This is a genomic window from Arthrobacter sp. GCM10027362, assembly GCF_042679445.1.
Taxonomy (GTDB): Bacteria; Actinomycetota; Actinomycetes; order Actinomycetales; family Micrococcaceae; genus Crystallibacter.
Genome location: NZ_JBHTML010000147.1, coordinates 1 through 10379 on the forward strand (window position 1 = coordinate 1; position 10379 = coordinate 10379).

Annotated in this window: 18 protein-coding genes; all 18 read left to right on the forward strand. The window is 66.5% G+C overall.

Annotated elements, in window-relative coordinates; translation table 11 throughout:
• Window positions 1-116 precede the first annotated feature (116 nt).
• Complete coding sequence (gene rplP / locus ACFQ36_RS17055) at window positions 117-533, forward strand: 50S ribosomal protein L16 (RefSeq protein ID WP_237818947.1); 417 nt, start codon at window positions 117-119, stop codon at window positions 531-533.
• 2 nt (window positions 534-535) lie between these two features.
• A complete protein-coding gene (rpmC, locus tag ACFQ36_RS17060; RefSeq protein WP_377015714.1) occupies window positions 536-877 on the forward strand; it encodes a 50S ribosomal protein L29 in 342 nt (113 codons plus the stop codon).
• Window positions 874-1161, forward strand: a complete 288-nt coding sequence (gene rpsQ / locus ACFQ36_RS17065) for a 30S ribosomal protein S17 (protein WP_377015717.1) — start codon at window positions 874-876, stop codon at window positions 1159-1161. The genes rpmC and rpsQ overlap by 4 nt, the downstream gene beginning before the upstream one ends.
• 377 nt (window positions 1162-1538) lie before the next feature.
• On the forward strand, window positions 1539-1907 hold the full coding sequence (rplN, locus tag ACFQ36_RS17070) for a 50S ribosomal protein L14 (RefSeq protein WP_377015720.1): 369 nt from the start codon (window positions 1539-1541) through the stop codon (window positions 1905-1907).
• A 2-nt stretch (window positions 1908-1909) separates the two neighbouring features.
• Window positions 1910-2272 carry a 50S ribosomal protein L24 gene (gene rplX / locus ACFQ36_RS17075; protein ID WP_377015723.1) on the forward strand — a complete coding sequence of 121 codons (363 nt, stop codon included), beginning with the start codon at window positions 1910-1912 and terminating at the stop codon, window positions 2270-2272.
• Window positions 2272-2841: a 50S ribosomal protein L5 gene (rplE, locus tag ACFQ36_RS17080; RefSeq protein ID WP_377015725.1), complete on the forward strand. Its 570-nt coding sequence runs from the start codon at window positions 2272-2274 to the stop codon at window positions 2839-2841. Before rplX ends, rplE begins: the two co-directional genes overlap by 1 nt.
• A 76-nt stretch (window positions 2842-2917) precedes the next feature.
• Window positions 2918-3316, forward strand: coding sequence for a 30S ribosomal protein S8 (gene rpsH, locus ACFQ36_RS17085; RefSeq protein WP_377015728.1), 399 nt, complete (start codon window positions 2918-2920; stop codon window positions 3314-3316).
• Between the two features lie 18 nt (window positions 3317-3334).
• The gene (gene rplF, locus ACFQ36_RS17090) at window positions 3335-3871 is read left to right on the forward strand and encodes a 50S ribosomal protein L6 (RefSeq protein WP_377015731.1); all 537 of its coding nucleotides are present in this window, start codon (window positions 3335-3337) and stop codon (window positions 3869-3871) included.
• Between the two features lie 2 nt (window positions 3872-3873).
• On the forward strand, window positions 3874-4257 hold the full coding sequence (gene rplR, locus ACFQ36_RS17095; protein ID WP_377015734.1) for a 50S ribosomal protein L18: 384 nt from the start codon (window positions 3874-3876) through the stop codon (window positions 4255-4257).
• On the forward strand, window positions 4254-4943 hold the full coding sequence (rpsE, locus tag ACFQ36_RS17100; protein ID WP_377015737.1) for a 30S ribosomal protein S5: 690 nt from the start codon (window positions 4254-4256) through the stop codon (window positions 4941-4943). The genes rplR and rpsE overlap by 4 nt, the downstream gene beginning before the upstream one ends.
• On the forward strand, window positions 4943-5155 hold the full coding sequence (gene rpmD / locus ACFQ36_RS17105) for a 50S ribosomal protein L30 (RefSeq protein WP_377015740.1): 213 nt from the start codon (window positions 4943-4945) through the stop codon (window positions 5153-5155). The genes rpsE and rpmD overlap by 1 nt, the downstream gene beginning before the upstream one ends.
• A gap of 2 nt (window positions 5156-5157) precedes the next feature.
• On the forward strand, window positions 5158-5613 hold the full coding sequence (rplO, locus tag ACFQ36_RS17110) for a 50S ribosomal protein L15 (RefSeq protein ID WP_377015743.1): 456 nt from the start codon (window positions 5158-5160) through the stop codon (window positions 5611-5613).
• Between the two features lie 169 nt (window positions 5614-5782).
• A complete protein-coding gene (secY, locus tag ACFQ36_RS17115; RefSeq protein WP_377015746.1) occupies window positions 5783-7096 on the forward strand; it encodes a preprotein translocase subunit SecY in 1314 nt (437 codons plus the stop codon).
• On the forward strand, window positions 7093-7668 hold the full coding sequence (locus ACFQ36_RS17120) for an adenylate kinase (RefSeq protein WP_377015749.1): 576 nt from the start codon (window positions 7093-7095) through the stop codon (window positions 7666-7668). The genes secY and ACFQ36_RS17120 overlap by 4 nt, the downstream gene beginning before the upstream one ends.
• A gap of 90 nt (window positions 7669-7758) precedes the next feature.
• Window positions 7759-8586: a type I methionyl aminopeptidase gene (gene map, locus ACFQ36_RS17125; protein WP_377015752.1), complete on the forward strand. Its 828-nt coding sequence runs from the start codon at window positions 7759-7761 to the stop codon at window positions 8584-8586.
• Between the two features lie 249 nt (window positions 8587-8835).
• Window positions 8836-9681 (forward strand): metal-dependent hydrolase, encoded by an 846-nt coding sequence (locus ACFQ36_RS17130; protein WP_377015755.1) that lies wholly within the window; start codon window positions 8836-8838, stop codon window positions 9679-9681.
• A gap of 40 nt (window positions 9682-9721) precedes the next feature.
• Entirely contained in the window at window positions 9722-9946 is a 225-nt protein-coding gene (locus tag ACFQ36_RS17135; protein ID WP_377015758.1) for a hypothetical protein, read from the forward strand.
• Window positions 9939-10379, forward strand: a 441-nt coding sequence (locus tag ACFQ36_RS17140) for a P1 family peptidase (protein ID WP_377015761.1), incomplete at its 3' end; no start/stop codon positions are given. The genes ACFQ36_RS17135 and ACFQ36_RS17140, both read left to right, overlap by 8 nt.

Below are 10379 nucleotides of genomic sequence, written 5' to 3' on the forward strand. Positions count from 1 at the left end.
GCGACCGCGGCGAGCGCCGTCGTCGTACTGACCGCAACGCTGCCCCGGCAGCCGAGGCCGCACCGGCCGCCGAGGCTGCCGCCGAGGCGCCGGCTGCAGAAGGAGGAGAGGCTTAAATGCTTATCCCACGTCGAGTCAAGCACCGCAAGCAGCACCACCCGGGCCGTTCCGGCGCTGCCACCGGCGGCACCCAGGTCAGCTTCGGCGAGTGGGGTATCCAGGCGCTTACGCCCGCATACGTCACCAACCGCCAGATCGAGGCAGCCCGTATCGCCATGACCCGCCACATCAAGCGTGGCGGCAAGGTCTGGATCAACATCTATCCGGACCGCCCGCTGACCAAGAAGCCGGCCGAAACCCGCATGGGTTCCGGTAAGGGTTCGCCGGAGTGGTGGGTCGCAAACGTCAAGCCGGGCCGGGTTCTGTTCGAACTCTCCGGTGTCAATGAAGAGGTAGCTCGCGAGGCCCTGCGCCTGGCAATCCACAAGCTGCCGTTGAAGGCACGCATCGTGCGTCGCGAGGGTGGTGAATAGACATGGCAGTTGGTTCGAAGGAACTGGCACCCAATCAGCTCGAGACTTTCGACAATGAGCGTCTTGTAGAGGAGCTGCGCAAGGCCAAGGAGGAGCTGTTCAACCTCCGCTTCCAGTCCGCCACCGGGCAGCTGGAAAACCACGGCCGGCTGCGTGCCGTCAAGCGCGACATCGCCCGCATCTACACGGTGCTGCGCGAACGCGAGCTGGGCATCCGTCCGGACGTCGCGGCTCCGGCCGCCGACGTCCAGGACGAGACGAAGGCAGCCAGGAAGTCCAAGAAGGCCGAAGCCGCCGAGTCCGCCGAGGCTCCGGCCGAGGTTGCCGAGGATGATGCCAAATGAGTGAGAAGGAAGCATCTGTGACCCAAGCACAGGTTCGCGGCAACCGGAAGACCCTCCGCGGCTACGTCGTGTCCGACAAGATGGACAAGACGATCGTGGTCGAGGTCGAGGACCGCGTGAAGCACGCGCTGTACGGCAAGGTTATGCGCCGCAACTCCAAGGTCAAGGCCCATGACGAGCAGAACTCGGCCGGCATCGGCGACCTGGTCCTGATCTCCGAGACCCGCCCGCTGTCCGCGACCAAGCGGTGGCGCCTGGTGGAGATCCTCGAGAAGGCCAAGTAGGCCAGGCAACCGCGCGGTTGCCCCCGGGCCCGCCCGTGAAGGCGGGCGGGCCCGGCCCTCAGGTTTCCCTCCCGGCACCGGGAGGGGTTGAAGGGGATCCGTTCCCCTTGAAAAGTACGAGCCCCCGGCCGCTGGATTCAGCCGCAACGAGCTGAATTTCGTGTCCGGGGTGTCTTGGTAATAAACTAGTAATCTTGCCTGTGCCGTTTGGGAAGACTATCCACCTTCCCGTATGGACAGAACAGGCAAATTCCCGCCACCGCCTTCGGGCCCAGCGCTGACGCGCGGCCAGGGGGAGCCCGGTGCGGGGCCAACCCATATCCGTTCCGCAAGGCTCAGAAACGCTCTGAGAACCGGCGCGACGACAGGAGTAATAAGTGATTCAGCAGGAGTCGCGACTGAAGGTCGCCGACAACACGGGAGCCAAGGAAATCCTGGCGATCCGCGTTCTCGGGGGATCAGGCCGTCGCTACGCAGGCATTGGCGACGTCATTGTTGCCACCGTCAAGGATGCCATCCCGGGCGGCAACGTAAAGAAGGGTGACGTCGTCAAGGCGGTCGTCGTCCGCACCAGGAAGGAACACCGCCGGCCGGACGGTTCCTACATCAAGTTCGACGAAAACGCTGCGGTGATTCTGAAGAACGACGGCGACCCGCGCGGTACCCGTATCTTCGGCCCGGTCGGGCGCGAGCTTCGCGACAAGAAGTTCATGAAGATCATCTCGCTGGCTCCGGAGGTGCTGTAAGCATGGGCGCAAAGATCCAGAAGGGTGACCTGGTCCAGGTCATCAGCGGTGCCAAGCCGGAACGCGGTGGCGACCGGGGCAAGCAGGGCAAGGTCCTGAAGGTATTCCCGCAGTCCAACCGCGTGCTGGTCGAGGGCATCAACCGCATCACCAAGCACACCAAGGTCGGCCAGTCCGCCCGCGGCACCAAGACCGGCGGCATCGAGGTTGTCGAGGCCCCGCTCCACATCTCCAACGTCGCCATCGTCGACCCGGAGACCAAGAAGCCGACCCGCGTCGGCTTCCGCGAGGAGACGGTCGAGAAGGACGGCGTGACGAAGACCGTGCGTGTCCGCTACGCCAAGGCTTCCGGAAAGGCACTCTAATGACTGAAGCAGCTGTGAAGATCCAGCCGCGCCTGAAGGCCAAGTACGCTGCCGAGATCCGCGAATCCCTGCAGAACGAGTTCAAGTACGAGAACGTCATGCAGATCCCGCGCCTGGTCAAGGTCGTGGTGAACATGGGTGTTGGGGATGCCGCCAAGGACTCCAAGCTCATCGACGGCGCCGTGCGCGACCTGACCGAGATCACCGGCCAGAAGCCGATGGTGACCAAGGCCCGCAAGTCCATCGCCCAGTTCAAGCTGCGCGAAGGCATGCCGATCGGCGCGCACACCACGCTGCGCGGGGACCGCATGTGGGAATTCGTGGACCGCCTGGTCACGCTCGCCCTGCCGCGTATCCGCGACTTCCGCGGCCTGAACGGCAAGCAGTTCGACGGCAACGGCAACTACACCTTCGGTCTGACCGAACAGTCCATGTTCCACGAGATCAATCAGGACAAGATCGACCGGGTGCGCGGCATGGACATCACCGTAGTGACCAGCGCCAAGACCGACGACGAAGGCCGCGCGCTGCTCAAGGCGCTGGGCTTCCCGTTCAAGACCGAAGACTAACTCAACTACGTAACAGGTCCGGCCCGGTCGCTCCGGCCGGAGCCAGGAAACCGTTACGAGGAAGGGCAAGAGCCCAATGACAATGACAGATCCTGTCGCAGACATGCTGACTCGTCTGCGCAACGCCAACTCGGCATACCACGAAACCGTGTCCATGCCGTACAGCAAGCTCAAGGCACGCGTCGCCGACATCCTCAAGGCCGAAGGCTACATCGCCGGCTGGAAGGAAGAGGAGGCCGAGGTTGGCAAGAAGCTGACCATCGACCTGAAGTTCGGGCCGAACCGCGAGCGTTCCATCGCCGGCATCCGCCGCATCTCCAAGCCGGGCCTGCGCGTTTACGCGAAGTCCACCAACCTGCCGCGCGTGCTGGGTGGCCTGGGTATCGCAATCCTGTCCACCTCTTCCGGGCTGATGACTGATCGTCAGGCCGGCAAGAAGGGCGTGGGCGGCGAAGTCCTCGCCTACGTCTGGTAACGGGAAGGAAAGAGAATAATGTCACGTATTGGACGTCTCCCCATCACCGTTCCCGCCGGCGTCGAGGTCAAGATCGACGGCAACCTCGTCTCGGTCAAGGGTGCCAAGGGCGAACTGCAGCACACCGTTGCTTCCCCGATTGCCGTCTCCCTGGACGACAACACCATCACCGTTACCCGCCCGAACGACGAGCGCGCTTCCCGCTCCCTGCACGGCCTGACCCGCACCCTGATCAGCAACATGATCGTCGGCGTGACCGAAGGCTACGAGAAGAAGCTCGAGATCACCGGAACCGGTTACCGTGTCCAGGCCAAGGGCGCGGACCTCGAGTTCGCCCTGGGCTACAGCCACCCGGTGTCCATCCAGGCTCCCGAGGGCATCAGCTTTGCCGTCGAGAGCGCGACCAAGCTCACCGTCTCCGGCATCAACAAGCAGCAGGTCGGCGAGGTTGCTGCCAATATCCGCAAGCTGCGCAAGCCGGACCCCTACAAGGGCAAGGGCATCCGTTACGCCGGCGAAGTTATCCGCCGCAAGGTCGGAAAGGCTGGTAAGTAATCATGGCGATCAGCATCAACAAGAAGCGCACCTCCAAGAGCAAGTCCGCCGCCCGCGGACGCCGCCACCTGCGCGTGCGCAAGCGGGTCTCGGGCACCGCGGTCCGTCCGCGCCTGGTGGTCACCCGCTCGGCACGGCACGTGTTCGTCCAGGTTGTCGACGACACCAGGGGCGTCACCGTGGCCTCGGCCTCCACCATGGAAGCCGACCTGCGGACGCTCGAGGGCGACAAGACGGCCAAGGCCAGGCGTGTCGGCGAGCTCGTCGCCGAGCGTGCCAAGGCGGCCGGCATCGAAGCCGTTGTCTTCGACCGCGGCGGCAACAAGTACCACGGCCGCGTGGCCGCGGTGGCCGACGGCGCACGTGAAGGCGGGCTGGCACTGTGACCGCTGAGAATAACGAAAAGGAAACTCAGGTGACTGAAGCAACTGAGACCACTGCAGCATCCTCCCAAGAGGAGCGCCGCGGCGGACGCCGCGGGGAGCGCGGTGACCGTGGCGGCCGCGGCGAGCGCGGCGGCCGCGGCGGACGCGACAGCGGCCGCGATGCCGAGAAGGACAAGTTCCTCGAGCGCGTGGTGACCATCAACCGTGTTGCCAAGGTCGTCAAGGGCGGCCGGCGCTTCAGCTTCACCGCCCTGGTGGTTGTCGGCGACGGCAACGGCCTGGTCGGCGTGGGCTACGGCAAGGCCAAGGAAGTTCCCGCGGCCATTGCCAAGGGCGTGGAGGAGGCCAAGAAGACCTTCTTCCGCGTCCCGATCGTTGCCGGCACGGTGCCCCACCGTGTCCAGGGCGAGGCCGCGGCAGGCGTTGTCATGCTGCGCCCGGCGTCCGCCGGTACCGGTGTTATTGCCGGCGGTCCGGTCCGCGCCGTGCTCGAGTGCGCCGGTGTCCACGATGTGCTCTCCAAGTCGCTGGGTTCGTCCAACGCGATCAACATCGTGCACGCCACCGTCGACGCCCTGCGCAAGCTGGAGGAGCCGCAGGCAGTGGCAGCCCGCCGCGGCCTGCCGCTGGATGAGGTCGTCCCGGCGTCCCTGCTCCGCAATCTCCAGCAGAAGGCAGGTGCCTAATGACCACGCGTAAGAATCTGGCTCCGTCCGAGGCGAAGTTGGAAATCACCCAGATCAAGTCCGTCATTGGCGGCAAGCAGAACCACCGCGACACCCTGCGTTCACTGGGCCTGAAGCGTATCGGCCACACCGTGGTCCGCAGCGCCGATGCCGTGACCGTGGGCATGGTGAACACTGTTTCCCACCTGGTGAAGGTTGAGGAGGCGAAGTAGAGATGGCACAAGAGAACAACACTCTGAAGGTGCACCACCTGCGTCCGGCCCCCGGCGCCAAGACCGCCAAGACCCGCGTGGGTCGTGGCGAAGGCTCCAAGGGCAAGACCGCAGGCCGCGGCACCAAGGGCACCAAGGCCCGCAACCAGGTCAGGGCAGGTTTTGCCGGCGGCCAGCTGCCGCTGCACATGCGCCTGCCGAAGCTGCGCGGCTTCAAGAACCCGTTCCGGGTCGAGTACCAGGTGGTCAACCTGGACAAGCTCAACGAGCTGTTCCCGGAAGGCGGCGAAGTCACCGTGGAGGCCCTGGTGGCCAAGGGCGCCGTTCGCAAGAACCAGCCCGTCAAGGTCCTGGGCACCGGCGACATCACCGTCAAGGTCGATGTGAAGGTTAATGCCTTCTCCGCCAGCGCCGCCGAGAAGATCACCGCCGCCGGCGGCAGCGCCACTGCCCTGTAAGCTCCGGCGCAATCTTCCACCGCACCTGAATGAGTCTCCCGGAAACCGGCAGCTGCCGGGGTCCGGGAGACTCTTCGGTTAATCCGGTTTATTCAGGATGCGGCCGAAACGATAGACTCGGTACTTGTGACTTGCCGCAATTCGGCATCCAGAACTTTCAGGAGGACGCTTGCTAAGCGCGATTGGCCGGGTATTCCGGACGCCGGACCTGCGGCGCAAGTTGTTGTTCACGCTCGGTATTATTACCATCTACCGCCTGGGGGTGTTCATCCCGGCCCCGGGTGTCGACTACGGCAACGTCCAGCAGTGTCTGGCCCTGGGCAACACCAGCGGCGGGCTCTACCAGTTCGTCAACCTCTTCAGCGGCGGTGCGCTGCTGCAGGTTTCCATCTTCGCCCTCGGCATCATGCCGTACATCACCGCCAGCATTATCGTCCAGCTGCTGCGGGTGGTCATTCCCCGCTTCCAGGAGCTGCATGAAGAGGGCGCGCAGGGCCAGGCCAAGCTGACCCAGTACACGCGCTACCTGACCATCGCCCTCGGCCTGCTCAACGCCACCACGCTGGTGTCGCTGGCCCGCAGCGGGGCGCTGCTGGGCAACTGTCCGGTGCCGATCATTCCGGACGACAACCTGGTCACCATCATCCTGCTGATCATCACCCTCACCGCCGGCACCGGCATGATCATGTGGATGGGCGAACTGGTGACCGAAAAGGGCGTGGGCAACGGCATGTCCATCCTGATCTTCGTCTCCATCGCCGCCGGCTTCCCGAGCGCCCTCGGGGAGATCTTCACCGCCCAGGGCGTGAATGTCTTCCTCGGCGTGCTGGTGGTGGGCCTGTTCGTGGTTGCCGCGGTGATCTTCGTGGAGCAGTCCCAGCGCCGCATCCCGGTGCAGTACGCCAAGCGCATGGTCGGACGCCGCACGCTCGGCGGGACGAGCACCTACATTCCGATCAAGGTGAACATGGCCGGCGTCATTCCCGTCATCTTCGCCTCGTCCATCCTCTACCTGCCGTCCCTGCTCGCGCAGTTCAATACCCCCACGGACGGCACCACCGCGCCGCCGGAATGGGTGAACTGGATCAACACCTACCTGGTGCGGGGCGACCACCCGCTGTACATGGCGCTCTATTTCGCCATGATCGTATTCTTCACGTACTTCTACGTGGCCATCACCTTCAACCCGACCGAGGTGGCCGACAACATGAAGAAGTACGGCGGCTTCATCCCGGGCATCCGGGCCGGCCGTCCGACCGCCGACTATCTCGGATATGTGCTCTCGCGGATTACGTTGCCCGGAGCGCTGTACCTGGGGTTGATTTCCCTGATTCCGCTGATCGCCCTGGTGCTGATCAACGCGAACCAGAACTTCCCGTTCGGCGGTACCTCCATCCTCATCATGGTTGGCGTGGGATTGGAGACCGTGAAGCAGATTAATGCCCAGCTACAGCAACGTCACTACGAAGGACTACTGCGATGACACGAATGCTCATTATTGGCCCGCCCGGTTCCGGCAAGGGAACCCAGGCATCTCGTATTTCCGAGCGCCTTGGCGTTGTCGCCATCTCCACCGGGGACATCTTCCGCGCCAACGTGAAGGAACAGACCCCGCTGGGGCTGGAGGCGAAGAAGTACATCGATAACGGCGACTTCGTGCCGGACAGCGTCACCAACAACATGGTGCGCGACCGCCTGTCCCAGCCCGACGTCGAGGGCGGCTTCCTGCTGGACGGCTACCCCCGCACCACCGCGCAGGTGGAGGAACTGGACCGGATCCTGGACGCGAACGGCCAGAAGCTCGACGTCGTGCTGCAGCTGACCGCCGACGACGAGGAGCTGGTGCGCCGCCTGCTCCACCGTGCGGAGCTGGAAGGCCGCGCCGACGACACCGAAGCGGTCATCCGCCACCGGCTGGACCTCTTCCACGAGCAGACCGAAGCCGTGGTGGCCCGCTACCTCGAGCGCGGCATCGTGGCCAAGGTGGACGGCATCGGCCAGATCGACGAGGTCACCGACCGCGTCATGGAAGCGCTCAAGAGCGTCACCGCCTAGCAACAGCCAAATCCCGCTGGTCGAGCAGGTGGCAGGGCCGCCTGTTCGACCAGCGGTGTTTCGGCACCATTTCAGCTGAAGAAGGACCCCATGGCATTCCGCCAGCCCAGCATCGAATACAAGACCGCCGCCCAGATCCGGAAAATGCGCACCGCAGGCCTGGTGGTCAGCCGCGCGCTCGACGCGGCGGTGGCCGCCGCCGTCGTCGGCGCCACCACCCGGGACATTGACGCCGCCTTCGAGGCGGTGCTGGACGAGGCCGGGGCCAGGAGCAACTTCAAGGGCTACCACGGCTTCCCGGCCACGGTGTGCGTCTCGGTGAACGAGGAAGTGGTTCACGGCATCCCCGGGGACCGGGTGCTGCAGGACGGGGACATCCTCTCCATCGACGGCGGCTGCAGCGTGGACGGCTGGCACGGGGACTCGGCCCGCGGGGTGATCGTGGGCACCGCCGATCCCGAGGACCAGCGCCTCTCCGAGATCACCGAGGAGGCCATGTGGCGGGGAATCGCCGCGCTGGCCACCGGGCACCGGGTGGGGGACATCGGCAACGCCATTGACGACTACGTCAGCTCCATACCCGGCAAGCCGCTGGGCATCCTGGAGGACTACGTGGGCCACGGGATCGGCACCGCCATGCACCAGGCGCCGGACGTGCTCAACTACCGCACCAACCACCGCGGCCCCAAGATCCGCCCGGGCCTGTGCCTGGCCATCGAGCCGATGCTGGTGCGCGGGAACATCGAAACCGCGGTGCTGGAGGACGACTGGACGGTGGTGACCACCGACGGCTCCCGGTCCTGCCAGTGGGAGCACACCGTGGCCGTGCACGACGGCGGCATCTGGGTCCTGACCGCCGAGGACGGGGGAGCGGCGAAGCTGGCCCCGCTCGGCGTCACCCCGGTTCCCCTGGACTGACCCGGCCCTGCACCCCGCCCACCCACCCGCAAAAATTGGTCAGCAGATGCTGCCCGCAGGCCAAAGCCGGTCAGTCAATGCCCACCGCCGGCAAAAAACGGCCGTGTCCGGGAGCGGTCCCGCCGGACCGGTCCCGCGGCCCGAGCCGGGCGGCCGGAACCCGGCCCGAGAGCCCGAGTCTTCACTGTCGGTAGCACCGGCTTTACTGAAGCCGACACGCCTGCCCGACGAAAGGACCCCGAGCACACCATGATGGGAGCACACCACGCCCTCTCCGGCGCGGCCGCCTGGGTGGCGCTCAGCACCCAGTACCGGATTCCGCTGGACTGGATCACGGTGCCGGCCGGCTGGGGGGAGCAGTCCGTGACCCTGGGGGCAGGCCTGCTGGACGTGGGGCCGATCGGGGTCCTGACCGGGGCCCTGGTCAGCGCCGGCGCCGCCCTGGTCCCGGACGCGGACCACCACAACGCCACCATTGCGCATTCGCTGCCGCCGGTGTCCCGCGCGGTCTGCGCCGGCATCGGCAGCGTCTCCGGCGGGCACCGCCGCGGCACCCACTCGGTCCTGGGCATCCTGGCCTTCACCGCCGTCGCCTTTGTTGCCGGGCTGTGGACGGTGGAGGTGGCCCCCTTCGGTATGGTCTACCCCGGCGCGGGCATCCTGTGCGTGCTGCTGGTGGCGTTCGCGGCCAAGGCCCTCAAGTTCATCCCGGACCGGCTGCAGAAGGTCCCGTGGGTGGTGGGGATCGCCGTGGCCGCCTTCATCGCCGCCTTCGCCCCGGAACAGCAGAACTGGTTCCCGATCGCCATGGGCGTCGGGGTCATCATGCACATCGTGGGGGACATGCTCACCACCGGCGGCGTCAACCTGATCTGGCCGCTGCGGATCAAGCCGCCGCGGTTCCTGCGCAAGGTCCCGGTCATCAGCTGGATCTGGCGGCCCAACGGCTACTTCTCGCTGCCGGTGCTCGGCAAGGCCGGCTCGGTCCGTGAGTGGCTGCTGCTGGTGCCGGTCAGCGCCTACGTGATCCTGGGCATGGCGGCGGCGACCGTGAGCATCGGCAAGGTGGCGGTGCTCGCGGTCGCGGCGCTGTGAGCAGCCGGCCCGGCCACGGCGAACGTGGCATGATGAGGCCATGACCTCGCCGATGCCCAAGGTGCCCGGTCAGGGGGACGTCGAAGCACTGCCCTGCGCCGGCTACCGGCAGCTGCGCCGCGGGCCGGGCCCCGGACTCCTAAAGTTTTCCGCCGATGCCCTCTCGGCCGCCGAAGGCACGGCCGGGAAGCACCTGCCCGTCTTCCTCAGCGCCGAAGCGGAAGCGAACATCACCGCGCAGGACGGCCGTGCCTGCCATGCCTAGGCCGGCGTCCTCCATCACCGACGTGCCCGGGATCCGCGTGGGCCAGGTGGACCGCGCCGGCGACGGCTGGCTGACCGGGGTGACGGTGGTGCTCCCGCCGCCGGGCACGGTGGGGGCCGTGGATGTCCGCGGGGGAGGGCCCGCCACGCACGAGACGGATGCCCTGGACCCCACCACCCTGGTCCGTACCGTGGACGCGGTGGTGCTCACCGGAGGCAGCGCCTTCGGGCTGGCCTCCGCCACCGGGGTCCAGCTCTGGTGCGAAGAGCAGGGGCGCGGGCACCGCACGCTCAACGCGCTGGTGCCGATCGTCCCTGCTGCGGCGATCTACGACCTCGGGCGCGGGGGCGACGTGCGGGCGCGTCCGGATGCGCAGATGGGGTACGACGCGGCCGCGGCCGCGGGTGCCTCGGCGGACTTCGCGGCGGTGCGG